The organism is Mesorhizobium sp. M0910 (genome assembly GCF_040319465.1).
In the GTDB taxonomy this organism is placed as follows: Bacteria; Pseudomonadota; Alphaproteobacteria; order Rhizobiales; family Rhizobiaceae; genus Mesorhizobium.
Genome location: NZ_JAMYNZ010000004.1, coordinates 173337 through 197175, shown reverse-complemented (window position 1 = coordinate 197175; position 23839 = coordinate 173337). Strand labels below are relative to the sequence as shown.

Genomic DNA, 23839 nt, shown 5'->3' with positions numbered 1-23839 from the left:
CACCACGGCTTGGGCCAGCGCTATTCGGCTGCCGCCTTTTGCGGCACTGGTTCTTCCTCCTCGTCGAACAGTGACGGCTGGTCGACCGCTTCGACCGGCCTCGGCTCGCCCCGGCGCCGCGCCCACAGCCTGACCAGCCAGCCGGAAAAATGCTCCATGTAGACGTAGATGACGGGCGTGACGAACAGCGTCAGTGCCTGCGAGGCGACCAGACCGCCGACCACCGCCACGCCGAGAGGCTGGCGCAGTTCCGCACTGGCACCGGTGCCGAGCGCGATCGGGATGGTACCCATCAGCGCCGCAAGCGTGGTCATCATGATCGGTCGGAAGCGCATCAGGCAGGCCTTGTGGATGGATTCGACAGGCGACATCCCCTCGCGCCTAAGCTCGAGCGCCACGTCGATCATCATGATGCCGTTCTTCTTGACGATGCCGATCAGCATCAGGATGCCGATCACCGCGATCACCGACAAATCCATCCCCGCCAGCCGCAGTGCCACCAGCGCGCCAAGCACCGCCGACGGAAGCCCGGTCAGGATGGTAAGCGGATGAATGAAGCTCTCATAGAGCATGCCGAGAACGATATAGATGGTGAGGATCGCGCCACCGATCAGCAGTCCCTGGTTGGAAAGCGAATCCTGGAAGGTCTTCGCCGTGCCCGAGAAAGTGGTCGAGATCGTCGGCGGCATGCCGATCTTTTCCTTCAGGGCATTGATGTGGCTCACGCTGTCACCGAGGGCTACGCCTTGCGGCAGATTGTAGGAGATGGTCACAGCCGGAAGCTGGCCGAGTTGGTTGACGGTCAAAGCACCGGCGGTCCGATCGACGCGGGCGAACGCGCCGAGCGGCACCAGGCTGCCGCTCGCCGTTCTCACCTTGATGGCCAGCATCCGCTCGGGCGACCACTCGATCTTCGGATCGAGTTCCATGATCACGTCGTAGCTGTCGGCCGAGCCGAAGATGGTCGACACCTGCTGGGTGCCGAAACCGCCATAGAGACTGGAGCGCAACGTATCGGTATCGACGCCGAGCGTCGCCGCCTTGTCGCGGTCGATCACCAGCGTCGCCTGAAGCGCATTGTTCTGCAGGTCATTTGTGACGTCGGTGAAGGCGGCATGGTCGGCAGCCATCGCGTCCGTCAGCTTCTGCGCCCAGACGTTCGTCAGGCGGGTATCCAGGCCCTGCACGGCAAGCTGGTAGGCACTCGCCGAAGAACGCGCGCCGAGCCGCAGGTTCTGCACCGGCTGCATGTAGGTTTCGATGCCGGGCACGTTGGCAAGTTGGCGCCGCAGATCCGAAAGCACCTTGTCGATGTTCGGTCGCTGGTCCTTGTCTTTCAGCTGCACAAACAGCTGGCCCTGGTTGAGCGCATTGCTTCCACTGCCCGCCGACCAGCCGACATGCGCGACGTAGGGCGAATGGGTGAAGACATCCGCCACTTGCCCCTGCAGCTTCACCATGGCGTCAAACGAAATATCCTGGCGCGCAATGGTCGTCACTGAGACCTGGCCGATATCCTCCTGCGGGAAAAAGCCCTTCGGCGAGATCTGGATCAGCCACACCGACAGCCCGGCGGTCACGAGGAAGACAAGGAAGACAAGGAAATTGTGGTGCAGGCAGAATGTCAGCAGCCTGTCATAGCCCCGTATGAAGACGTTTTGTCTGTGGTCCCCGCCATGCGCTGCTTTCTGCTCGGCTTTCGATAATGACAGCAGCCGCGAGCACAGCATCGGTGTCAGCGTCAGCGAGACGAACATCGACGCCAGGATGGCGACCGTCACCACCACCGCGAATTCGTTGAAGATGCGCCCGATCACGCCGCCCATCAAAAGCACTGGAATGAACACGGCGACCAGCGAGATCGAGATCGAGATGATGGTGAAGCCGATCTCGCGCGCCCCCTTGAGCGACGCCTCGAGGGCCGAGAGCCCGTCCTCCTCCATATGGCGGAAAATATTTTCCAGCATGACGATGGCATCGTCGACGACAAGGCCGACCGCCAGCGTCAGCCCCATCAATGAGACGTTGTCGATGGAAAAGCCGAACAGGTACATCACACCCAGCGTGGCAATGAGCGAAATTGGCACCGCCACGGCGGGGATGACCGTCGCCGTCACCCGGCGCAGGAACAGGAAGATCACCATCACTACCAGCGCGATGGTGAGCAGCAGCGTGAACTGCACGTCATCCACCGCCTCGCGGATCGACGTCGAGCGGTCGTTGAGCAACTGGATGCTCGCCGCCGCCGGCATCTGACCCTCGAAGGAAGGCAGCATCGCCTTGACGCGGTCGACGACATCGACGGTATTGGCGTCCGGCTGACGCTGCACCGCCATGATGATGGCGCGGGTGCCGTCGTACCAGCTTGCCGTCGTCGTGGTCTCGACCGAATCGATGACGCGGGTCACCTCGCCGAGCCGCACCGGATGGCCGTTCTTTGTTGCGATGATGATGTTGGAGAATCCCGCCGCGTTGGTCAGCTGCGTGTTCGCGGTGATCGTCAGCTGCTGTTTGTTGTTCTTGAGCACGCCGAGCGGCGTGTTGCTGTTGGCCGAGGCAATGGCCGCCTGCAGCTGGTCGATCGAGATGCCGCGAGCGGCGAGCGCCGTCGGATCGATCTGGACGCGTACGGCATATTTTTGCTGGCCGTAAATCGAAACCTGCGCAACGCCATCGATCGTCGACAGCGATGGCGAAATCACATTCTCGGCAAAGGCATCGAGATCGGTCAGCGGAATGGTGTCGCTGACCAGCGACATCAGCAGGATCGGCGCGTCGGCTGGATTGACCTTGCGATAGCTCGGCGGGCTGGTCATCTCCGGCGGCAATTGTCGCTGCGTGCGTGCGATCGCCGCCTGCACGTCGGCGGCGGCGTCGTCTATGTCGCGGTTGAGCACGAACTGAATGGCGATCGAGGTCGAGCCGAGCGAGTTGGTCGTCGAAATCGAATCGATGCCGGCGATGGTGGCAAACTGCTTGATCAGCGGCGTTGCCACCGAGGTCGCCATGGTTTCCGGCGAGGCCCCGGGCAGCGAGGCCGAGACGTTGACCACCGGAAATTCCGCGCTTGGCAGTGCCGCTACCGGCAGGAATTTGTAAGCAAATAGCCCGCCCAGAACCAGAGCGAACGACATGAGCAGCGTTGCGACCGGCCTGCGGATGCAGAATTCGGAAATCATGGCTGTGTTCCGCCCGTCCGGTCAGCCTCGGCGACCTTCGGAGCCGCCTGGTCGCCGGTGCCGGTCGAAGCCTTGCCTTCGCGCACCGCCGCACCGTTCTTCAGCTTGGTCTGGCCTTCGACGACGACACGCTCGCCGCTTTTCAATCCTTGGCTGATCGCAGTGTTGGCGCCTTCTGTCAGCGCGACCTGCACCGGCCGCATTTCAACGGTGTTGTCCGGCTTGATCACATAGACGAACGGCCCCTTCTGGCTAGGCTGGACGGCAACCGTCGGAACCGACGTCATTTGCGGCATAATGCCGGCATCGAGCACGACGTTGACATATTGGCCCGGCCACAGCGAAAGATCGGCGTTGGGCACGCTGGCCCGCGTTGCGATCGTGCCGGACGCGGTATCGACGGAGGAATCGACGAAATCCAGGGTTCCCCTGCCGATCGGCTTCGGGTCGCCATCCTTGGTCAGCGTCACCGCGCCTTGCTGCGGCGCCGCCAGCGCTTTGTGCAGTAACCCAAGATCGCTTTCGGGGAGATTGAAATTCACCTGCAACGGGTCGACCTGCGTGATCGTCACCAGCGGGGTCGACGTGCTGCTGCTGTTGCTGGTGGTGACGAGATCGCCGACGGCGACGCTGACCGCGCCAAGCCTGCCGGAGATCGGCGCCCTGATCGTGGCGAAGCCAAGCTGGATTTGGTCGGCATCGATCGTTGCCTTGTCGGCGTCGACGGTGGCCGCTGCGGATTTCTGCGCCGCGACAGCCTGATCGTAGGTCTGCTGTGTGCCGGCTTGCCTGGCGACAAGATTTTTGGCCCGCAGAAGATCGGCCGTGGCGCTGGCAAGCAGCGCCTGATCTTTTGCGAGCGTCGCCTGATCGCGTGCCAATTGCGCCTTCAACGAGCGATCGTCCAGCGAGAACAGAAGATCGCCTGCCTTCACCATCTGTCCGTCCTTGACCGCGATTGCGACGATCTGGCTCGAGACCCTTGCGTTGATGCTGACCACGGCAGGAGAGGACACGAAGCCGATGGCATAGCGCCGGACCGGAAAATCGGCCGTCGAGGCGGTGGCGGCAACCACCGAAGTCGAACGCGCGGCACTTGCCGCTGCAGCGGGTTTGTCCGCCGCCGTCTGCTTCGCCGACAGGAGATGCTGAAGATCGCTCATTGCGCTGGGCGAAAGATACAGCCACGCCGCGGCAACGCAGGCTGCAGCGATCACCGCAAATACGATCTTTCCGCGCATCGACAAAAGGCCTCTCGATCCGACACGCCGCTATCCGGTGGCCGTAGTCTAGCTCAACTCGCAGCCGATTGCCGCGCTTTTGCCAGATAATAGAGGATGCCGAAGGCGAAAAAGGGCCAAAACCCGTCATTACGAAGATTTAATGTGCAGTGCACAATAAAACGGCAGCTAACGCAGCATCGGCCACAGCGTCGCCGCCAGCATCACGCCCATGGCGATGTTGAACCATTTGAGCCGCACCGCATCTGCCAGAAAACCGCGCAGCGCCATGCCGAAACCGGCCCAGGTCGAAATGCTCGGCAGCATGACGACGGCGAACGCAGCCGCGATCAGTACCACGGACACAAACGGGCGTTCCGGGTTGGTATAGACGGCCATGGCGGTAATCGCCATCACCCAGGCCTTGGGATTGACCCACTGGAAAGCCGCAGCCTCGATGAAGCGCATTGGCTGGCCCTTCGCCTCGCCTTCGCCGCCGAGCGACCGCGACATGGCGATCTTCCAGGCGAGATAAAGCAGGTAAAGGCCGCCGGCGATCTTCAACCCGGTATGCAGCACCGGAAAGGCCGTCAACACGGCGCCAAGCCCGAAGCCTACGGCAAGCAACAGCACGAGGAAGCCGATGCCGATGCCGAGCATGTGTGGCACGGTCTTGACCAAGCCGAAATTCACACCCGAGGCCAGAAGCATGAAATTGTTAGGACCCGGCGTGACCGAGGTCACGAAGGCATAAACCAGCAAGGCGAAAAATGCGTCGAATGTCATGCCGTTTCCCTAATCAATGCGATCGATGGCAAAGCGACGAGATAGAGCCAAGCTGGATGACTACATCCCTTGCGGGCCGCGGTTCATCGCCGCCACCCCGGTGCGGCAGATCTCGACGAGCCCGAGCGGTTTCATGATGGCGATGAACTGATCGAGCTTGGACCCCTTGCCGGTGATCTCGAAGATGAAATGCTCGGTGTTGGCATCGATGACGCTGGCGCGGAATGCATCGGCGAGCCGGAGCGCCTCGACGCGGGCTTCGCCGGTGCCGGCGACCTTGACCAGCGCGAGTTCCCGCTCCAGTGGCCGCTCCTGTCCGAATTCCTGCGACCGCACGGTGAGATCGACGACGCGGTGCACCGGCACGATGCGCTCGAGCTGGTGCTTGATCTGCTCCAGCACGTGCGGCGTGCCGCACGTCACGATGGTGATGCGCGACAGGTGCTTTTCGTGCTCGGTTTCCGAGACCGTCAGGCTCTCGATGTTGTAGCCACGTCCGGAAAACAGGCCGATGACCCGGGCAAGCACGCCCGGCTCATTGTCAACCAGGACCGAAAGCGTGTGGTTCTCTGGTTTTTCCGTCTCCTTGGCGATGAAATAGGCGGAGCCGGTCGGTTGAAGCTGTGCGTTCATGACATGAATCTCGATTTCAAACTTTTGCGCTAATCTGCTGTTTCCGCACAGCTTCCTCGAATCAGGCTACACCAGTTCCCTGCCTTTGGCGTCGATCGCGTTGGCCACAGCTTCGTCGGTCGCCTCGTCAGGCAACAGCATCTCGTTATGCGCCTTGCCGGACGGAATCATCGGGAAGCAGTTGGCGAGCGTCGCCACGCGACAGTCGAAGAGGACGGGCTTCTTAACCGCGATCATCTCCTTGATGGCGTCATCGAGCTCGTCCGGCTTGTCGCAGCGAATGCCGTGGCCGCCATAGGCTTCGGCGAGCTTGACGAAATCCGGCATCGCCTCGGTGTAGGAGTGCGACAGCCGGTTGCCGTGCAGCAGCTGCTGCCATTGCCGCACCATGCCCATATACTGGTTGTTGAGGATGAAGATCTTGATGGGCGCCTCGTGCTGCACCGCCGCGCTCATCTCCTGCATCGTCATCTGCACCGAGGCGTCGCCGGCGATATCAATGACCAGCGCATCCGGATGCGCGATCTGCACACCGAGCGCCGCCGGCAGGCCGTAGCCCATGGTGCCCAATCCGCCGGAGGTCATCCAGCGGTTCGGTTTCTCGAAATGATAGTGCTGCGCCGCCCACATCTGGTGCTGGCCGACCTCGGTGGTGATGTAGGTGTCGAGGTCCTTGGTCAGCGCATAGAGCCGCTGGACGGCATATTGCGGCATGATCACCTCGTGGTTCATCTTGTAGGCGAGCGAATCGCGGGCGCGCCATTTGGCAATCTGCTCCCACCACGGGTGAAGCGCTTTCTTGTCGGCCTTGGCGGTTGCCCGCCACAGCCGCACCAGATCCTCCAGCACACGCCCGACATCGCCGATGATCGGCACGTCGGTGTGGACGTTCTTGTTGATCGACGACGGGTCGATGTCGATGTGGATCTTCTTCGAATTCGGCGAAAACGCCGTCAGCCGCCCGGTGATGCGGTCATCGAAGCGCGCGCCGATGCAGAGCATGACGTCGCAATCGTGCATCGCCATGTTCGCCTCATACGTGCCGTGCATGCCGAGCATGCCCATCCAGTTCTTGCCCGACGCCGGATAGGCGCCGAGGCCCATCAGCGTCGAGGTGATGGGAAAGCCGGTCAGGTCGACCAGCTCGCGCAGCAGATGGCTCGCCTCCGGGCCGGAATTGATGACGCCGCCGCCCGAATAGATGATCGGCTTCCTGGCGCCGGCCATCAGCTCGACCGCCGCCTTGATCTTTTCCAGGTCGCCCTGGACCTTCGGCTGGTAGCTGGTGCGCGGCGCCGTCTGCGGCGGGACATAGATACCCTTGGCGAACTGAACGTCCTTCGGAATGTCGACGACGACCGGACCGGGGCGCCCTGTCGTTGCCACATGGAAGGCCTCGTGGATCGTTGCCGCGAGCTCGTTGACGTCCTTCACCAGCCAGTTGTGCTTGGTGCAGGGCCGCGTGATGCCGACCGTGTCGCACTCCTGGAACGCATCCGAGCCGATCAGCGAAGTCGGCACCTGGCCGGTCAGGCAGACCAGCGGGATCGAGTCCATCAGCGCGTCCTGCAATGGCGTCACCGCGTTGGTGGCGCCCGGCCCTGAGGTCACCAGCATGACGCCGGCCTTGCCGGTCGAGCGCGCATAGCCTTCCGCCGCATGGCCCGCGCCCTGCTCGTGGCGGACAAGGATGTGCTCGACCTCGTCCTGCTGGAAGATTTCATCGTAGATTGGCAGAACCGCGCCGCCCGGATAGCCGAAAACATGCTTGACGCCATTGTCCTTCAGCGCCTGCACCACCATTTCGGCGCCAGTCATTTCAGTTCTTGGCATTTCAGTTCTTGGCATGTCGCGCCGCTCATTCTGTCCACTGCTCATCGGTCTGGTCCCGTACTGTCGCCATCAGGCGATTGCTCGTCGTTTAGTCGTGTTTCGGGCAATAAAAAAGGCCCCCGAGGGAGCCTGTGTCTTGCGCATGGGAGGTCATCGCCCGGCGGTTACACCGCCTCGCCCACGCGCTTTCCTACGAGAATGAGTGCCTTTTTCATGGTGGCGGACAATAGAATTGGTTTGACGCCGCTGTCAACGGCGAATGTGCACGGGCCGGATCAGGCTGAACCAATGCGTTTCCAGTAGATGAGGGTGGCTGTGAGCCCGCCATGCGGCTTCAGCGCATAATCCGGTATTTCGCCGGCCAGCGTGAAGCCGAGCTTTTCATAGAGGCCGGAAGCCCCCTCCTCTTTTGCCGTGTCGAGGACCAACAGCGTGCGGCCTTTCTCCACGGCAACGACTTCCGCCGCCTCCATAAGGCGGGTTGCTATGCCCTTGCCGCGGCAATCGAGGCGGGTCATCAGCTTGGCGATCTCGGCCCGGTGCGGCTGGTTGGGAGGGCAGTCGAGCAGCAAGGTGACTGTACCGACCAGAGCCTCGCCGTTCCAAGCCCCAAGCACCGCCCTTTCGCCTTTGGCGGCCGCCTGAAGCGACTTGCTCCAGAAGGCCGCGGCCATCTCCGGCGCTAGCGGATGCATGAAGCTGACCGAGCCGCCGGCAGCGACTGTCCCGATCAGCAGATCCGCCAGCATTTTTTGCGTTCCGTCAGTATTGCTGAGTGGCCTGATTTCGATCGAACTCATGTGGTTTCCCCTTCGCCGCCCGTCAGTCGAAATGACTGGTCCGCTTCCGCTTCCTGGCCCGGCGGATTTCCGCGATGCGATCGGCGTCTTCCTCTTGCAGATGTCGCCCGCGTTCCAGCAGTTCGAGCGTGTATTCCTCATAGGTCAGGCCCAGCCGCTCGGCCTTGTCCAGCCGCATCAGCATGATCTCGCGGCTCGGCGCTTTCCATGCCTGGGCATGGGCGGTCCGCCAGGCAAGAAAGACATAGGGATCGCCCTTGCCCCAGGGCGGACCGTCATAGTCGTCGAGCGGCGGCCCACCATTGTCGGAGCGTTTCGGACGGCGTGCCTTCACCTCAGCGCCTGGCCAACGCAACCAGATAGTCGGCGGCGTCCGGCCCCGGAGCGTGGAAGACGCAATCTGATGGCGCGCCGAGCGCCAGGCAGTCGCCGGTTTCGAGCTTGTGAACGATGTCGCCCTCGGTGAATTCGAGGCGCCCGGAGATCAGCCATATCTGTTGCCTGATGAAGGCATAGGACGCCGCCGGGAAACTTACCTTGGCGCCGGCCGGCAACTGGACCCGGATCAGTTCGAGCGGCATGTCGGAGACCGGCGAAAGATGCCGCCGCACATAACCCGTAGCCGGATCGCGCCAGACCGGCTGGTCACCTTCGCGAAGCAGGCCACCGCCCTGCAATTCCGCCCTTGCGATCAATGTGGACAGCGTCATGCCGAAGGCGGCCGCAATGCGCACGAGGAGTGCCGCCGTCGGGCTGGTCATGCCGCGCTCGATCGTGCTCAGCATGGCTTTCGAGACATCGGACCGCTCCGCCAATTCAGCCAGGGACCAGCTGCGAGCCACCCTTTCGGTGTGTATCCTTCTGCCGATAGTCGAGGATATATCGTTCGCTATATCATCCATTAATCCAATATATCGAAATTTTTTTGCGAGGCAACGACCGTTTCGTCCAGTTTTCGCAAACTCCTTAATGTCCGCTAAACCATCCGGCCTCATCCCACCTTAACCCCGTTCGCCTAGGCTCATCGCTTGGGAAAAAGGGACCGGCCTGTCCATGCTCGTTGAACGCGAAGCCTCCATTGGGGAACCGACTTTGCTGGAGCGGCGCAGGGCGGAGCAGAACGACAAGCGCATTCTGGGCAATGTCGTGCAATGCGACGGCGCGCGCGCCACCATCAGCGCCTATGCCGACGACATCGAAGGCACGGTCACCGGCCTGTGGAGCGTCGGCAAGATGATCTCGATCAATCTCGGCACATCACGAACCGTCGGCCTTGTCTATGAAATCGGCAAGTCGGATCGTGCCTGGAGCAGCGAGGGCCAGAATCCGATCGAGGTCAGCATCGAATTGATCGGCGAGGTGCGCGACGGTGCCGAACCCGGCGCGAAGCCGATCTTCGACCGTGGTATCACAACCTACCCGCATATCGGCGCCATTGCCCATCGTATCCGCAGCCGCGACCTGCAGGCCGTCTACGATCTCGCCGGTCGTCATTCGATCACCATCGGCACGCTGTCGCAGGACGAGGCCATCGACGCCAATATCGCCATCGACGATACGCTGGCGCGCCATTTCGCCATTGTCGGCACCACCGGGGTCGGCAAATCGACCGCCGTGTCGCTGCTCTTGCGCAAGTCGATCGCCGCCCGGCCCGATCTACGCGTGCTCATCCTCGATCCACACAACGAGTTCGCCGCGTCGTTGCCCGAACATTGCGTCAGGGTCGATTCGACGACGCTCGACCTGCCCTTCTGGATGTTCAAGCTCGAGGAATTTGCCGAGGTGCTGTTTCGCGGCCGCGAGACGGTCCCGGAAGAGGTCGACGCCTTGCGCGATCTCATCCCCGCGGCCAAGAACCTCTACCGCAATCCGAACTCCGGCAACTATCTACGGCGCAGCACCGACGCGCTGACCGCCGACGCGCCGGTGCCCTATCGCATTGCCGACCTCATCAAGCTGGTCGATGAGCGCATGGGATTGCTGGAAAGCAAGAACGATCGCCCGACCCTCAAGTCACTGAAGGCACGTATCGAATCGGCGGCATCCGATCCGCGCTACCGTTTCATGTTTAACTCGCGCCTGATCGAGGACACCATCCACGAGACGATCGGCAACATTTTCCGCGTGCCGCATCACGGCCGCCCGGTAACCTGCTTCGAAATGGCCGGCATGCCGTCCGAGGTGGTCAATTCCGTTTGCTCGGTGCTGGCGCGGCTGGCCTTCGACCTGGCATTGTGGAGCGAAGGCCGCTTGCGGCTGCTCTTCCTGTGCGAGGAAGCGCATCGCTATATGCCGGCCGATCCGCGCCTCGGTTTCGCGCCTACGCGGCACGCGCTGTCGCGCATCGCCAAGGAAGGCCGCAAATATGGCTGTTATCTCGGCGTCGTCACCCAGCGCCCGGGCGAACTCGACCCGACCATCCTGTCGCAGTGCTCGACGTTCTTTGCCATGCGGCTCGCCAACGAGCAGGACCAGGCGATCATCCGCTCGGCGATCGCCGATTCCTCGGCCTCGACGCTGGCGTTCCTGTCTTCCATGGGCCAGCGCGAGGCCATCGCCTTCGGAGAAGGCGTGGCGACGACGATGCGGATGAAGTTCGAAAAACTCTCCGAGGATTTGATCCCAGGCACCGCCAAACGCGAGAATGCCTTGCCGTCCGAAACCGGCGACGAGGTCGACCTAGTGGCGATCGTCGAACGGCTGCGCAACATGCCGAAATCACAGCAGGCAATGCCTTTCGCGGAAGTCGTCGATCCGGGCCGGCAGGCCGGCGATTCGGACTATCGCAAGCCGTCGGCCGCACGCACCCAGCGGAACGACGATTTCGACTTGCGATACGGCCTCAAGCCGGCGACCTTCGGGCTGCGTCCGCCAGAATGATCGAGCCGAGCGACTTTTAGGCAGCGCTCGCAGATATCACAGCTGAGCTTCGATGGCTGTCTTGTCTATAATTGACCACACCTGGCCAATTTTCCCTCTGTGAAACTCATAGAATACGTTCTCGGCAAACGAAATTCTTTTCTCGCTCACATCGAGCCCAAGGAACGTTCCCCTTGGCGCGCAGTCGAAGCTTAGCCGGCTCGCTACATAAGGCGGATCGGCAACCAATAGCTGAATGTCGAAGTAAAGGTCCGGAATTTGGTCGAAGTCTCTCACCAACATTTCGAGATAGCCGGACAATCCGAGCTTGCGACCGTTGTGGGTCACTTCATCATGGACAAACCGCCCCAAGTTTGGCCAATCCTGCTTGTTTAGACATGCAATATAGCCCCGATAACGATCTGAGAGGTAGGATTTAGTCACGGCAACACCTCTATTTCCGGCAAGCCCCACAAAGGCAGCATCTCAGCTTGACTGGGTGACATCGGTCTGCGTGCACCGGAAACGCAGAAAATGATACAGACGGCCAGCATCACGAATTTGACGACGGAATTTCAGGCGCAGACGCGGTTGCGCCCTTGCCTCTTCGCCTCATAGAGCTGGCGATCGGCGCGGCGATAGAACTCCTCGGCGGTTTCCTTGCGATCCCAGACAGCAAGCCCGACGCTGGTGGTGATTTTCAGTCGGACATTGCCTGTCAGCACCGACATGTTGGCGATCGCCTTGCGGATGCGCTCGGCGAATTTGGATAGCAGCTCGGCATCCATATTGGGCGTGACCACCGCGAACTCCTCGCCGCCGAGGCGCGCCACCACGTCGTGATAGCGTGTCATGTCCTTGAGACAGTTTGCGACCGCCCGCAACACCTCGTCGCCGACATCGTGGCCGTGGCTGTCGTTGACCTGCTTGAAATGGTCGAGGTCGAGGATCATCAGCCCGACTGGTTTCTCGATGCGGCGGAACTCTTCGAGATATTCCTTCAGCGCATCATCGAAGTAGCGCCGGTTCTGCATGCCGGTGAGGCTGTCGGTGAGCGCCGCGTGCTCCAGCGTCTCTGAACGCGCGCTGAGCGAAACGGTCATGGCACGCAGCTTGCCTTCTTCCGTCGCCTGCTTTCGGATCAGTGGGTAGATGAAGAAAATGCCGAAGAACAGCGCAGTCGCCAGCAGCACGCCGGTCGCAAACAGCAGCTTGTTGAGATAGATGATTTCATCGAGTTCCGAAGGCGTATTGCTAATGTCGGCGGCCAGGGTTTGCAGGAGCCCATAGGCGTAAAGCGTCACCAGGCCGGCGGCCAGGATCACAAAAATAAACACAAAAAAGGCTGATTCCGCCTTGTGGAAACGCATCTGCTCCCCGTTGGAAAGTTCCTATCGATCTTATGGCATGCGGGAACTTACGGACAGTTAACCTGGACAACTTCAACGCGAAATGGCCCCTCGGTGTCGACTTTTCAGGTTGCGCTCGAAGGAGGGGGTGAGGGCATCGAGTCCATCCCCTCACCCGGACGCAATCTCTGCCATTCCGGGCCCAATTGGTGCCTGAACCAGGTCGTCTGCCGTTTGGCATATTGCCGCGTCGCGATCTTCGCGCGCTCGATGGCCTCGGGAAAACTGATGGCGCCGGCCAGCGCGGCCTGGAGCTCGCGAACACCGATCGCCTTCATCGCCGGCAGGTCGGGATCGAGGCCGGGCGCCGAAAGCTGCTTCACCTCGTCCAGTGCCCCCTTGTCCAGCATGCGGTCGAAGCGGGCATCGATCCGCTCCACCAGCGCCGCTCGCTCCGGCTCGATGACGAAAAAGCGCGCGCTGCTCCTGTCGATCAACGGCCGGCCACGCGCGGCCTGCCATTCCAGGATGGAACGGCCCGATGCGTCGAGCACCTCCAGCGCCCGCACGATGCGCTGGCCATCCGTCGGCTTCAGCATCATGCCGGCCGCAGAATCCTCCCGCAACAGGATGCGGTGCAATCTCACTGCGCCCTGTTCCTGGAGCTCGTAGCGCCAGCGATCGCGGATCGACTTCGGAATGTCGGGCATCTCCGAGATACCTTCCGTGAGCGCCCGGAAATAAAGCCCGGTACCTCCGACGAAAATCACTGGCCGCTCGGAGAGCGTGCCGTCGTCGATCAGCTTCGTGACATCACGCAACCAGGCGCCGGTGGAATAGGCGGTGGACGGATCGACGTGTCCATAAAGAAAGTGGGGGACGCGGGCGAGTTCGGCAGGACCAGGCCGCGCCGTCAGCACGTCGAGCACCGAATAGCCTTGCATGGAATCGGTGTTGACGATGACACCGCCATTGCGCTCGGCGAGGTCGAGTGCAAGCGCCGACTTGCCGCTGGCGGTCGGCCCGGCTATCAGGATCGCGTTCTTCACGCGGCCTTCGCCCGCCTGTCCGCTGGAATTTTCGATGCCGCTGATCGCCACGCTTCTATCCCATCCCGCCGGCCGCGCATTGACGCCGACGCTAGCGAATATGGCCTCGCGGTCGGTCGGCGCAAGCGCTGTTCGCTGGCTGGCCGAAGACATCGCCTGCGAGCTCGACTTGCCGGAGACCGCCGACGCTTCCGAAATAACGGCACGCCTGCATGCCGCGCTTGCTTCCGAACCGATCGACGTGGCCGTCCAGCCGGCTGAGAACAGGCGCAAGAAGATCCTGATCGCCGACATGGATTCGACGATGATCGACCAGGAATGCATCGACGAGCTTGCCGACGAGATCGGCGTCAAGGATCGTGTCGCCGCCATCACCGCGCGATCGATGAACGGCGAGATCGCATTCGAGCCGGCCTTGCGCGAGCGCGTGGCGCTGCTCAAGGGTCTCGATGCCGCAATCATCGACCGCATCATCGACAATCGCCTGACGCTTGCCTCCGGCGGCCGCACGCTCGTCCAGACGATGGCGGCCAGCGGCGCCTGGACGGCGCTGATCTCCGGTGGTTTCGACATCTTCACCACCCGCATCGCAGGATTGCTCGGCTTTCACGAAAATCGCGCCAACCGCCTGATCGAGCAGGATCGCCGCTTCACCGGCTTGGTCGCCGAACCGATCCTCGGCCGCGCCGCCAAGGCCGAAGCCCTTATCGAGATTTCCGCCCGCCTCGGCCTGACACCTGCCGATGCCATTGCCGTCGGCGATGGCGCCAACGATCTCGACATGATCCGTCTTGCCGGCATCGGCGTCGCCTTGCATGCCAAGCCGGCCGTGGCATCCGAGGCAAAGATCCGCATCGACCACGGCGACCTCACCGCCTTGCTTTATCTGCAGGGTTATCGCCGGGAGGAATTTGTCGAATGACGCCGATCCGCACCGAGCGCCTAATCCTGCGCAACTGGGAAGATGGTGACCGCGAGCTCTTCCATCGCATCAATTCCGACGAGTTGGTCATGGAATTCTTTCCGTTTCGCCGCGACCGCGCCCAGGCTGACGCCAAGATGGAGGAATTGCGCGCGGCTATCGATCGCGACGGCTTCGGCTTCGCGGCCGCTGAGATCGCAGCCACAGGTGAATGCATCGGCTTTGTCGGCATAACCCGAACCGATCATTTGCCCTTCCTGCCGCCCGGCACGATCGAGATCGGCTGGCGGCTGGCACCCGAATTCTGGGGCCGCTTCTATGTCACCGAAGCAGCCGAAGCCTGGCTCACCTACGGCTTTGAAAGACTTGGCCTCGACGAAATCGTGTCCTTCGCAGTCAAGGATAACAGCCGGTCCACTGCCGTCATGGGGCGCCTGGGCATGATCGCCGACCCCGCCTCCGACTTCAACTATCCAGGTGTTCCGGACAACCACACCGCACTCAGGCGACATGTCTTCTACAGGCTGTCACGCACAGACTGGCAGGCAAGAAAAAGAGCGGCCCGCTAGCCGCCCTTTTCCTTTCAACATCAGAGTGTTGCAGGCTCTTCCGGACTCAATCCATCCGGATTGTCACAAACCTCAGCTCGCCGGTCTTCGACGCCAGCATCAAAAGCGCGTTCTTGCGCCCCTGCTCCTTCAGCGCGCCGATCCGGTCCATGACGTCCTTGGGCGTTGCGACCGATTCCTGCGCGATCTCGGTGATCACCTCGCCCGGCTGGATGCCGCGTTCGGCCGCCGCCGAATCCTTTGAGACGTCGGTCACGACGACGCCGGAGATGTCGGCGGCGATGCCGAATTTCGTGCGCGTCTCGTCGTTGAGCTCGCCGATCGTCATGCCGAGCACGGAAGCCGTCGAAACCGCAGGCGCCTTGTCGGCGTCGTCCTGGTCGGTGTTGCCGTTTTCACCGCCGCTGGCGAGCTTTTCGCCGTCTTCGAGCCGGCCGAGCGTCACCTTGACCATCTGCTCGACCCCTTTGCGCACGATGATTACGTCGACCGCCTTGCCGACTGGGCTCTCCGCCACGACGCGAGGCAGGTCGCGCATTTCATGGATGTCCTTGCCGTCGAACTTGATGATGACGTCGCCGGCCTGGATGGTGCCGTTGTCGACCGGCCCGCCCTTGATGACGCCGGCGACCAGCGCGCCCTTGGCGGTCGCCATGCCCAGGCTCTCGGCAATGTCGTCGGTCACCGGCTGGATGCGCACGCCAAGCCAGCCGCGCCGCGTCTCGCCGAACTGGCGAAGCTGGTCGACGACGCCCGAGGCAAGCTGCGACGGGATCGAGAAGCCGATGCCGATCGAGCCGCCCGACGGCGAGATGATTGCCGTGTTGATGCCGATGACCTCGCCGCTGCTGTTGAACAGCGGTCCACCTGAATTGCCGCGGTTGATCGCGGCATCGGTCTGGATGAAGTCGTCATACGGGCCCGAATTGATGTCGCGATTGCGCGCCGAGACGATGCCGACCGTCACCGTGCCGCCGAGACCGAACGGATTGCCGATCGCCATTACCCAGTCGCCGACACGCATCTTGTTGGAATCGCCAAACTTCACAGCCGTCAGCTTGTGCCCTTTCGGATCGACCTTCAGCACCGCGACGTCGGTCTTGGTGTCGGTGCCGACCAGCGTCGCCTTGAGCGTCACCCCATCGGAGAAATTCACCTCGATGTCGTCGGCATCGGCAATGACGTGGTTGTTGGTCACCACGATGCCCTGCTCGGCGTCGACCACGAAGCCGGAGCCCAGCGACTGCACCTTTTGCCCGCCGCCGCCCTTCTCGCCGCCACGGTTCTTGAAGAAATCGTCGAAGAAGTCCTGGAAGGGCGAGCCTTCCGGCAGCTGCGGCATCGGCACTGCGCCCGGCCCCTCAGTGCCTTTAACAGTCTGCGACGTCGAGATGTTGACCACGGCGCCAAGCAGGCCGGCGGCGAGATCGGCAACCGAGGGCGGCCCGTCGGCTGCCATCGTCGGCGCCACGAACGAGGGAACGGCAACGGCGCCGACCAGAAGCGCGGCGGCCCCGGCGATGAACGTCCGCCTCGCTGCACGCAGAAGGGTGGTGGATGTCATCGAAAGGCCTCCGGGCGTTCTGAAAAAACCGCTTCGGCAAAAATGCCGGTCCGCGTCATGTTGGCAAGAAATAAGGCACGTTTGCGGCTATGGCTACGGCCAGAGGATAAATCCTCCGTTACGCCGCCGCCCCTGCACCGGCCCTACTGGCCGGTGCTTGGCTGTGCCGCCGGTGCGGCGGGAGCGGCAGGCGGTGGTGCCGCCGGTGCCGCAGGCGTTTCCTTGCTGTTCGGGTCGCGGAAAAAGCGGAAGAACTCGGAATTCGGCGACAGCACCATCGTCGTTCCGGTACTGTTCAGCGCCGTGCCATAGGCATTCATCGACCGATAGAAATCGAAGAAGGCCGGATCGCGCTGATAGGCACCGGCAAACGTGGCACTGCGCTGGGCTTCACCTTCACCACGCAGGATTTCAGACTCTTTTTGCGCTTCGGCGACGATTTCCACCACTTCGCGGTCGGCGCGAGCCCTGATCCGCTGCGCTGCCTCGTTGCCGCGCGCTCTCAGCCGCTCGGCTTCAGCGAGACGTTCGGCCTTCATGCGGTCGAAGGTCTGCTGCGAAACTTCGGCCGTGAGATCGGTGCGGCGGATGCGGACATCCTCGATCTGCAGGCCAAGCGAGGTGGCATCGGGCCTCAGCTGATCGCGCACCTCGCGCATCATCACGGCGCGCTCTTCCGAGAGCGCCGCCTCGAAGTCTCGCAGGCCATAGACGCGGCGCAAGGCGGCGTCGAGACGCGTCCTCAGCCGGGCCTCGGCCAGTTCGATCTGGCCGGAGACCGCGGCGCGGAACACACGCGGGTCCGAGATACGATAGGCGATAAAGGCATCGACCTCATAGAACTTGCCGCCCGAAACCTGGACACGGATGTTGTCGAGGTCGAAGCGCAGCACCCTGTTTTCGATCAGCTGCACGGTGTCGGCATCGAAGAAGGAGAATGGCGCCTTGAAATAGATGCCCGGCTGGTTCTTGACGTCGACGATTTCGCCGAACCTGAGCACCAGCGCCTGCTGGCGCGCATTGACGACGAAGACCGACGAATAGAGCAGGAACAGGATGACCGCGGCGATGACCGCAATGACGGGAAGACGGTTGGCCATCACTGGTTTCCTCCGGTGGCCGGTGCCGGCGCCTTCTGCTGCAATGCCGGCAGCGGCAGGTAGGGAACCACCCCTTGCCCATTGCCCTGCTCGACGATGACCTTGCTCGAATCCTTCAGCACCCTCTCCATCGTCTCCAGGTAGAGCCGCTTGCGCGTCACTTCCGGCGCCTTTGCATATTCGTCATAGACCGAGATGAAGCGCTGCGCCTCGCCTTCGGCCTCCTGCACGACCCGGTTCTTGTAGGCGGCCGCGTCTTCCCGGATCTGCGCGGCCGCACCGCGCGCCTGCCCGAGCTTCTGATTGGAATACTGATTGGCCTGCTCGACGAACTTGTCCTCGTCCTGTTCGGCCCGCTGCACCTCGTCGAACGCGTCTGCCACCTCGCGCGGCGGCGCGGCGTCCTCGATCGAAATTGCGTTGACGTTGAGGCCGGCCTTGTAGCCGTCCAGCGTCGTCTGGATGATCTCACGCACCGACGCCGCAATGCCTTGCCGGTCGTCGCGGAAAATGTCCTGCGCCGGGCGCCGGCCGACCGCTTCGCGCATCGCGCTTTCGGCGACCTGCTGCAGCATGCCGTCCGGGTCGGACACGTCGAACAGATAGGCCTTAGGGTCGGAGACCTGATAGGCCACAGAGAACTGCACATTGACGATGTTCTGGTCGCCGGAAAGCATCAGGCCATTGCCGCTGGAACTGCCGCCGCCGATGCTGACAAGCTGCTCGGCGATGTTGGCGGTCTCGACCGTTTCAATGGGCCACCAATGGAAATGCAGGCCAGGCTGCGAGAGCTCCGCCTTCGGCTTGCCGAACCTGAGCTCGACCGCAACTTCGTCGGGCTGCACGGTGTAGACCGCCTTGAACGCCCATAGCACCACCAGCGCCGCGGCAATCAGCCCGAACACGGCCGGGCTCGCGCCACCGCCGCCCGGCAGCGCGCGCCGCAACCTGTCCTGCCCGCGCCGAATGATATCCTCGAGATCGGGAGGCGAGCCCTGCGGGCCGCTGGGTCCCTTGGGTCCCTGACCCCAAGGCCCCTGATTGTTGCCGCCGCCCCACGGGCCGCCGCCGCCGCTCTTGTCGTTCCAGGGCATGAATGTCCTTTCGCTTGGAATTCCCTCAAGCGCCGGCTCACCGGCGCAAAATCCAATATTATTCTTCTATAGGGATGCGACGGCACGCTTTCAACGCGATCGGCTGCCGCCACTGTCCGCCTTTTGGGTCCATTTAAACCTGTCGCGACGCTTTGTCGTCTTCAATGCACGTCGCGGCGCCGCCCGTAAACCGAATAGCGTGTCGCATGGCTGTCCTTTTCGCCAGCCGCCACGTCTTGCGAGCGGACGATCCGCCACAGCGCCGGATCGATCGGCGGGAAATGGGCATCGCCGTCGACCGCGGCTAGAACATGGGTCACGTGCAGCCGATCAGCCAACGGCAGCGCCTGAGCGTAGATCTCCCCGCCGCCGATGACGCAGATCTCGTCGGCGCCGGCCATGCAGCGCCCGCGCACCGTCGCCAGCGCGATCGCGTCCTCGATCGAATGCGCGACTTCGACGCCCTCGGCGCGCCATGCCCTGTCTCGTGTCACCACGATGTTGAGCCTGCCCGGCAATGGCCGGCCGATGCCTTCATAGGTCTTGCGACCCATGATGATGGGCTTGCCCATCGTATCGGCCTTGAACCGCTTGAGATCGGTGGAAAGCCGCCACGGCAACCCACCCTCGCGCCCGATCACGCCGTTCTCGGCGATGGCGACATAAATCGCGAGATCCATCAGCCGCCGTTCCCGCCATCGGATGGCTCCAGCAGCAATATGTCGATGTCGTGCTCGGGGTAGAAGTTCTGCGCCTTCATCTCGAACGTCGTCGGTCCGATCTTCCTGACGTTTTCGCCGCAAAACGAGACCAGGTTCTTCGGATCGCCCTTGTCGACGGTCAGCTTGAACGTACCGATGTTTCCCGAGGCCCAGTTGCCGCCCGTGGTCAGGATATAGGCGATGCGGTTCTCGAAATATTTGGGATAGCCGTCGGGATCGTCCTTGGCTGCCTTGCGCACGGCATTCTCGAAGGCATCGTCCATGCAGTAGCGTGTCTTGTAGGCGGCATACTGGCCCTGGAACTGGCCGTCATAGAAGAAGCTGACCGAGGAGGTGCCGCCGACGCTCGGCTTGTAGCGATGCGAGACATGGACCGCCCTGTTGGCCGGAAAGGTCGAGCGCCACCAATAGGTCGAGCGCAATTGCCAGAACGGCGTATAGACGGTCTTCATGCCCGAACCGTCGTCGGCGGTGTCCTCGATGATGATGCCGCGATTGACCCAGTCGTCGGTGACCGCTTGCGGCAGCTTTGCCAGCGCTGCCTTGGCCGCATCGCCGAACGGATAGAACGGCACGCCCTGCGCCTTCAGGTCAGCGCCGATGTCGATGCCGAGCGCGAACACCTTCTGCTCGAGCTGCGGCTTTGCCGGCACCCCGTCGATCGTCACTTCGAAGCCGAGGAAATTGTCGCTCTGCGCCTCCGGAATTGCCGGTATTTCTTCGGGGTCGCCTTCGATGTCGGGCATCGGAAAGGCGACGATCGCATTGACATCCTTGTCGGTGTTGTTGCGGAAGACGTAGTCGACCGTCACCTTTTCCGGCGAGATGTAGAGATCCTCGCTTTCCATCGCCACCGCATCGCTGCGCGAAAGGATCAGCCCACCAGTGCCGAGTTCGGCGACCGAATCATTGGCGAGCGCAGGCGTAGCCGAGAGCGCCAAGGCTGCGGTCAAGACGTAACGGAACATGGAAACTCCCCCGGCGAGAATGCCAACAGGACTCTAGCTGTTCAATGTGGCGTTTCAAAGCCTTTCGGCAAATGCGCCGGCGCCTGCCGGCATGTCGTGTCGGTCTAGACACGCCGGTTCCGATCGGGCAGGAGTTCGCCCATGCGCAAGCTTCTCGTCATCGGCATCGGCGCCGGCAATCCGGAGCACATGACGGTCCAGGCCATCAACGGCCTCAATCGGGCCGACGTGCTGTTCATTCCCGACAAGGGCGCCAAGAAGAGCGACCTCGCCGAATTGCGCCACCAGATCTGCGACCGCTTCGTCACTAATCCGAACTCCCGCCGTGTCGAATTCGAGTTGCCGGTGCGCGCCGAACCGGCGCCTTCCTACCGCTCGACCGTCGACGACTGGCACGAAGCGATCGCCGTGATCTACGAAGGCCTGATCCGCGACGAACTCCCCGAAGATGGCTGCGGCGCCTTCCTGATCTGGGGCGATCCATCGCTCTACGACAGCGCGCTGCGCATCCTGGATCGCGTGCGCCTCAGAGGCAATATCGCGTTCGAGCTGGAGGTCATCCCTGGCATCACCGCCATCCAGGCACTCGCCGCCAGTCACAAAATGGCATTGAACCGAATCGGCGACGCCATTTTGATCACCACCGGCCGCCGGCTCACCGAGGAAGGTCTGCCCGAAAACGCCGGCAGCACCATCGTCATGCTGGACGGCAAATGCGCCTTCAACACGCTGGACGACAAGGACGTCACCGTCCACTGGGGCGCCTACCTCGGCACCCCCGACGAGATCGTCATCTCGGGCCGGATTGGCGACGTCGGCGACAAGATCGTGAGCACCTGTGAGGAGGCCCGCCGGAAAAAAGGCTGGATCATGGACACCTATCTGCTGCGCAAGCCGGGCGAGCCGGAGGAGTAGCAGGGATCGAGCGCGGCATGAATTCCGCCGAGTTCACGCTGCGTCGATCTCGGCCTGCAGCGCCTCCATATGCGCCGCCGCTGCTGAAGACGCAGCCCGCTCGATGGCGCGGAAGCGGCTGACCACAGCAAGCCCGACCGACGTCAACTGGGCGCCACCGCCTTTTTTGCCGCCCGTCTGTGCCGCAACCAGCGGCTTACCGAACACCCGGTTCATGTCTTCGACCAGATCCCATGCGTGCTTGTAGGACATCTCCATGCCGCGCGCCGCGGCGGAAATCGAGCCGAAGGCGGCGATCTGTTCCAGAAGCTCGATCTTGCCCGGCCCGATGCGGCCATCCGGATCGAGATTTATCCGCAAACTCAGCGACGGCATTTGCTCCTCCGCGGTCACGCTATTCTACAAGTTCTGCGGCGATACCGCTATTCCCAAACGATATAGCGAATCATCGGCCGTTCACCCATCCGCCTCGGCCGGCAAGCCGGCGCCGGTATTCGCCCGGTCGAAGCTCACCGTCTTGACCACGGCGAAGACCTGTCGACCAAGCCGAAGCCCCAGCGTCTGCCGCGACTGTTCGGTGATGCGGGCAAGCACAGTTGCGCCATTGCAGTCGAGGCCAATCTCGACCGTAGGCCCTTCGCCCGGCTCTATCGCCACGATCGTGCCCGGCAGTATGTTGAGCGCGCTGAGGCCAACCGGCTGCTCGGTGGCGATCATCACGTCGCGGGCTCGGATGCGGACGCGCACCGGCGCACCGACTGGCGTTGCCAGAAGCGGCACCCGGATCTCGCCCGCCAATGAGCCTAGCACCGTCATGCCAAAGGCTTCGTCGTGGCGCAGAACCGCGGTATCCAGCACGGCACCGCCCTCGCCGCGCTCTTCGGCCGGCAATAGATCCAGACGCTGCATGATCGCTCCGGTCGGACCGGAAGCAGCGACCTTGCCTTGCATCAGCACCACGACGTCACTCGCCAACCGCGCCACTTCGGCGATCGAGTGGCTGACATAGACGATCGGAATTTTCGTCTCGTCGCGTAGCCGCTCGATATAAGGCAAGATCTCGGCCTTGCGCGCCTCGTCGAGCGACGCCAGCGGCTCGTCCATCAGCAGCAATTTCGGACTGGCAAGCAGCGCCCGGCCGATTGCCACGCGCTGCTTCTCGCCACCGGAGAGTTTTGCCGGCCGCCGGTCGAGCAGATGACCGATGCCGAGCAGTTCGACCACGCCATCGATATCCGCGTAGCGCTCGGCAGCCGGCGTGAACCAACGGCCATAGCGCAGATTGCTCCCCACGCTCATATGCGGAAACAGCCGCGCATCCTGGAACACCATGCCGATCCGCCGTTTGTGTTTCGGCACGAACACGCCGGCGTCGCTATCGACCAGCACGCGACCCTCGGCCGCGACACGGCCTTTGTCGGGGCGGATCAGCCCGGCAATCAAATTGATGAGCGTCGTCTTTCCGGAACCGGAAGGCCCGAACAGCGCAGTCAGCCGCCCGGCGCTCTCGAAGCGGGCATTGACGGCGAAATCGCCAAGCCGGTGGCTGATGTCGACCTGAACCGTCATTCGATGTCCATCCGCCGGCCGACACGCCGCGCCAGCACTTCCGAGGCCACGAGTGCCGCCATCGATATGACGATCGAGATCAGTGTCAGCCTGAGCGCGCCGGCGTCGCCGCCGGGAACCTGCGTGAAAGTGTAGATCGCCGACGGCAGCGTCTGCGTCTCGTTCGGGATGTTGGAGACGAAGGTGATCGTCGCGCCGAATTCGCCCATCGCCTTGGCGAAGGAGAGAATCGCACCGGCGATCAGGCCGGGCAGGATAAGCGGCAGGGTGATCGTGCCGAATACCCATAGCGGATTAGCGCCGAGCGTGCCGGCGGCCGCCTCGATTTTGCGGTCGACGGCCTCGATCGACAGCCGGATCGCCCTCACCATCAGCGGAAAACCCATCACGCCGCAGGCGAGCGCGGCGCCCGTCCAGCGAAAGGAAAAAACGATGCCGAAATGCTCGGCCAGGAAAGCCCCGGCCGGACCGCTCTTGCCGAAAGTCAAAAGCAGCAAATAGCCGGTCACCACCGGCGGCAGGATCAGCGGCAGATGCACCAGACCATTGAGCAGCGTCTTGCCCCAGAACTGGCCGCGGGCGAGCACAAGGGCGATTGCTACGCCCGGCGGCAGGCTGGCGATCATCGCCACGGTCGCCACCTTGATCGACAGCCGGACCGCGTTCCATTCGTCGGGAGTAAGATCCAGCAGCCAGTTCATGCGTCAG

The 23839-nt window shown here is 62.6% G+C and carries 23 protein-coding genes; 4 read left to right on the top strand and 19 right to left on the bottom strand.

Features of this window, described 5'->3' with window-relative positions; translation table 11 throughout:
* Positions 1–20: 20 nt before the first annotated feature.
* The 8 genes from NKH78_RS11900 to NKH78_RS11865 form a co-directional block, all read right to left on the bottom strand.
* Positions 21–3179 (bottom strand): efflux RND transporter permease subunit, encoded by a 3159-nt coding sequence (locus NKH78_RS11900; RefSeq protein WP_352882947.1) that lies wholly within the window; start codon positions 3177–3179, stop codon positions 21–23.
* On the bottom strand, positions 3176–4420 hold the full coding sequence (locus NKH78_RS11895; protein WP_352739930.1) for an efflux RND transporter periplasmic adaptor subunit: 1245 nt from the start codon (positions 4418–4420) through the stop codon (positions 3176–3178). The genes NKH78_RS11900 and NKH78_RS11895 overlap by 4 nt, the downstream gene beginning before the upstream one ends.
* Positions 4421–4588: 168 nt before the next feature.
* Positions 4589–5185 carry a LysE family translocator gene (locus NKH78_RS11890; RefSeq protein WP_352739932.1) on the bottom strand — a complete coding sequence of 199 codons (597 nt, stop codon included), beginning with the start codon at positions 5183–5185 and terminating at the stop codon, positions 4589–4591.
* A gap of 60 nt (positions 5186–5245) precedes the next feature.
* Positions 5246–5818, bottom strand: coding sequence for an acetolactate synthase small subunit (gene ilvN, locus NKH78_RS11885; RefSeq protein WP_352739933.1), 573 nt, complete (start codon positions 5816–5818; stop codon positions 5246–5248).
* A 66-nt stretch (positions 5819–5884) separates the two neighbouring features.
* Positions 5885–7636 carry an acetolactate synthase 3 large subunit gene (locus tag NKH78_RS11880; RefSeq protein WP_352644617.1) on the bottom strand — a complete coding sequence of 584 codons (1752 nt, stop codon included), beginning with the start codon at positions 7634–7636 and terminating at the stop codon, positions 5885–5887.
* A gap of 290 nt (positions 7637–7926) precedes the next feature.
* Positions 7927–8451, bottom strand: a complete 525-nt coding sequence (locus NKH78_RS11875; RefSeq protein ID WP_352505650.1) for a GNAT family N-acetyltransferase — start codon at positions 8449–8451, stop codon at positions 7927–7929.
* A 22-nt stretch (positions 8452–8473) separates the two neighbouring features.
* Entirely contained in the window at positions 8474–8785 is a 312-nt protein-coding gene (locus tag NKH78_RS11870; RefSeq protein WP_254818924.1) for a hypothetical protein, read from the bottom strand.
* A 1-nt stretch (position 8786) separates the two neighbouring features.
* Positions 8787–9353, bottom strand: a complete 567-nt coding sequence (locus tag NKH78_RS11865; RefSeq protein WP_352739934.1) for a helix-turn-helix domain-containing protein — start codon at positions 9351–9353, stop codon at positions 8787–8789.
* A 151-nt stretch (positions 9354–9504) separates the two neighbouring features.
* Here NKH78_RS11865 and NKH78_RS11860 point away from each other — a divergent pair, with 151 nt between their 5' ends.
* Positions 9505–11331 (top strand): ATP-binding protein, encoded by a 1827-nt coding sequence (locus NKH78_RS11860; protein ID WP_352644622.1) that lies wholly within the window; start codon positions 9505–9507, stop codon positions 11329–11331.
* A 36-nt stretch (positions 11332–11367) separates the two neighbouring features.
* Here NKH78_RS11860 and NKH78_RS11855 read toward each other — a convergent pair whose 3' ends face one another.
* From NKH78_RS11855 to miaA, 3 genes are all read right to left on the bottom strand, one after another.
* A complete protein-coding gene (locus NKH78_RS11855) occupies positions 11368–11754 on the bottom strand; it encodes an ester cyclase (protein ID WP_352739936.1) in 387 nt (128 codons plus the stop codon).
* Positions 11755–11885: 131 nt separating this feature from the next.
* Positions 11886–12680, bottom strand: a complete 795-nt coding sequence (locus tag NKH78_RS11850) for a GGDEF domain-containing protein (RefSeq protein WP_254818928.1) — start codon at positions 12678–12680, stop codon at positions 11886–11888.
* A gap of 104 nt (positions 12681–12784) precedes the next feature.
* Positions 12785–13753 carry a tRNA (adenosine(37)-N6)-dimethylallyltransferase MiaA gene (gene miaA, locus NKH78_RS11845; RefSeq protein WP_352739966.1) on the bottom strand — a complete coding sequence of 323 codons (969 nt, stop codon included), beginning with the start codon at positions 13751–13753 and terminating at the stop codon, positions 12785–12787.
* Here miaA and serB point away from each other — a divergent pair.
* Both serB and NKH78_RS11835 read left to right on the top strand, forming a co-directional pair.
* Entirely contained in the window at positions 13743–14630 is an 888-nt protein-coding gene (serB, locus tag NKH78_RS11840) for a phosphoserine phosphatase SerB (protein WP_352739937.1), read from the top strand. The two genes, miaA and serB, sit on opposite strands and share 11 nt — an antisense overlap.
* Entirely contained in the window at positions 14627–15199 is a 573-nt protein-coding gene (locus NKH78_RS11835) for a GNAT family N-acetyltransferase (RefSeq protein WP_352739938.1), read from the top strand. The genes serB and NKH78_RS11835 overlap by 4 nt, the downstream gene beginning before the upstream one ends.
* 46 nt (positions 15200–15245) lie before the next feature.
* On the opposite strand, the gene NKH78_RS11830 is transcribed toward NKH78_RS11835, so the two are convergent.
* From NKH78_RS11830 to NKH78_RS11810, 5 genes are all read right to left on the bottom strand, one after another.
* The gene (locus NKH78_RS11830) at positions 15246–16763 is read right to left on the bottom strand and encodes a DegQ family serine endoprotease (protein WP_352739940.1); all 1518 of its coding nucleotides are present in this window, start codon (positions 16761–16763) and stop codon (positions 15246–15248) included.
* Between the two features lie 143 nt (positions 16764–16906).
* Positions 16907–17863 carry a protease modulator HflC gene (hflC, locus tag NKH78_RS11825; RefSeq protein ID WP_254818932.1) on the bottom strand — a complete coding sequence of 319 codons (957 nt, stop codon included), beginning with the start codon at positions 17861–17863 and terminating at the stop codon, positions 16907–16909.
* A complete protein-coding gene (gene hflK / locus NKH78_RS11820; protein ID WP_023676693.1) occupies positions 17863–18957 on the bottom strand; it encodes an FtsH protease activity modulator HflK in 1095 nt (364 codons plus the stop codon). The genes hflC and hflK overlap by 1 nt, the downstream gene beginning before the upstream one ends.
* 161 nt (positions 18958–19118) lie before the next feature.
* Entirely contained in the window at positions 19119–19637 is a 519-nt protein-coding gene (locus NKH78_RS11815) for a dihydrofolate reductase (RefSeq protein ID WP_352739942.1), read from the bottom strand.
* Positions 19637–20647 carry a DUF4424 domain-containing protein gene (locus NKH78_RS11810; protein WP_352703561.1) on the bottom strand — a complete coding sequence of 337 codons (1011 nt, stop codon included), beginning with the start codon at positions 20645–20647 and terminating at the stop codon, positions 19637–19639. Before NKH78_RS11810 ends, NKH78_RS11815 begins: the two co-directional genes overlap by 1 nt.
* A 141-nt stretch (positions 20648–20788) precedes the next feature.
* On the opposite strand from NKH78_RS11810, the gene cobF reads away from it, so the two are divergent.
* Entirely contained in the window at positions 20789–21562 is a 774-nt protein-coding gene (gene cobF / locus NKH78_RS11805) for a precorrin-6A synthase (deacetylating) (RefSeq protein WP_352703559.1), read from the top strand.
* A 33-nt stretch (positions 21563–21595) separates the two neighbouring features.
* Here the strand turns inward: cobF and NKH78_RS11800 are convergent, their stop codons facing one another.
* From NKH78_RS11800 to modB, 3 genes are all read right to left on the bottom strand, one after another.
* Positions 21596–21937, bottom strand: coding sequence for a winged helix-turn-helix domain-containing protein (locus NKH78_RS11800; protein WP_023676697.1), 342 nt, complete (start codon positions 21935–21937; stop codon positions 21596–21598).
* An 81-nt stretch (positions 21938–22018) separates the two neighbouring features.
* Positions 22019–23131 carry a molybdenum ABC transporter ATP-binding protein gene (modC, locus tag NKH78_RS11795; RefSeq protein ID WP_352739945.1) on the bottom strand — a complete coding sequence of 371 codons (1113 nt, stop codon included), beginning with the start codon at positions 23129–23131 and terminating at the stop codon, positions 22019–22021.
* Entirely contained in the window at positions 23128–23832 is a 705-nt protein-coding gene (gene modB / locus NKH78_RS11790; protein ID WP_352739947.1) for a molybdate ABC transporter permease subunit, read from the bottom strand. The genes modC and modB overlap by 4 nt, the downstream gene beginning before the upstream one ends.
* Positions 23833–23839: the final 7 nt, after the last annotated feature.

Bases quoted from the DNA above. Each gene is read 5' to 3' on its own strand.
- NKH78_RS11900 (WP_352882947.1), bottom strand. From the start codon at position 3,179: ATGATTTCCGAATTCTGCATCCGCAGGCCGGTCGCAACGCTGCTCATG.
- NKH78_RS11895 (WP_352739930.1), bottom strand. From the start codon at position 4,420: ATGCGCGGAAAGATCGTATTTGCGGTGATCGCTGCAGCCTGCGTTGCC.
- NKH78_RS11890 (WP_352739932.1), bottom strand. From the start codon at position 5,185: ATGACATTCGACGCATTTTTCGCCTTGCTGGTTTATGCCTTCGTGACC.
- ilvN (WP_352739933.1), bottom strand. From the start codon at position 5,818: ATGAACGCACAGCTTCAACCGACCGGCTCCGCCTATTTCATCGCCAAG.
- NKH78_RS11880 (WP_352644617.1), bottom strand. From the start codon at position 7,636: ATGACTGGCGCCGAAATGGTGGTGCAGGCGCTGAAGGACAATGGCGTC.
- NKH78_RS11875 (WP_352505650.1), bottom strand. From the start codon at position 8,451: ATGAGTTCGATCGAAATCAGGCCACTCAGCAATACTGACGGAACGCAA.
- NKH78_RS11865 (WP_352739934.1), bottom strand. From the start codon at position 9,353: ATGGATGATATAGCGAACGATATATCCTCGACTATCGGCAGAAGGATA.
- NKH78_RS11860 (WP_352644622.1), top strand. From the start codon at position 9,505: ATGCTCGTTGAACGCGAAGCCTCCATTGGGGAACCGACTTTGCTGGAG.
- NKH78_RS11850 (WP_254818928.1), bottom strand. From the start codon at position 12,680: ATGCGTTTCCACAAGGCGGAATCAGCCTTTTTTGTGTTTATTTTTGTG.
- serB (WP_352739937.1), top strand. From the start codon at position 13,743: ATGCCGCTGATCGCCACGCTTCTATCCCATCCCGCCGGCCGCGCATTG.
- NKH78_RS11835 (WP_352739938.1), top strand. From the start codon at position 14,627: ATGACGCCGATCCGCACCGAGCGCCTAATCCTGCGCAACTGGGAAGAT.
- NKH78_RS11830 (WP_352739940.1), bottom strand. From the start codon at position 16,763: ATGACATCCACCACCCTTCTGCGTGCAGCGAGGCGGACGTTCATCGCC.
- hflC (WP_254818932.1), bottom strand. From the start codon at position 17,863: ATGGCCAACCGTCTTCCCGTCATTGCGGTCATCGCCGCGGTCATCCTG.
- hflK (WP_023676693.1), bottom strand. From the start codon at position 18,957: ATGCCCTGGAACGACAAGAGCGGCGGCGGCGGCCCGTGGGGCGGCGGC.
- NKH78_RS11815 (WP_352739942.1), bottom strand. From the start codon at position 19,637: ATGGATCTCGCGATTTATGTCGCCATCGCCGAGAACGGCGTGATCGGG.
- NKH78_RS11810 (WP_352703561.1), bottom strand. From the start codon at position 20,647: ATGTTCCGTTACGTCTTGACCGCAGCCTTGGCGCTCTCGGCTACGCCT.
- cobF (WP_352703559.1), top strand. From the start codon at position 20,789: ATGCGCAAGCTTCTCGTCATCGGCATCGGCGCCGGCAATCCGGAGCAC.
- NKH78_RS11800 (WP_023676697.1), bottom strand. From the start codon at position 21,937: ATGCCGTCGCTGAGTTTGCGGATAAATCTCGATCCGGATGGCCGCATC.
- modC (WP_352739945.1), bottom strand. From the start codon at position 23,131: ATGACGGTTCAGGTCGACATCAGCCACCGGCTTGGCGATTTCGCCGTC.
- modB (WP_352739947.1), bottom strand. From the start codon at position 23,832: ATGAACTGGCTGCTGGATCTTACTCCCGACGAATGGAACGCGGTCCGG.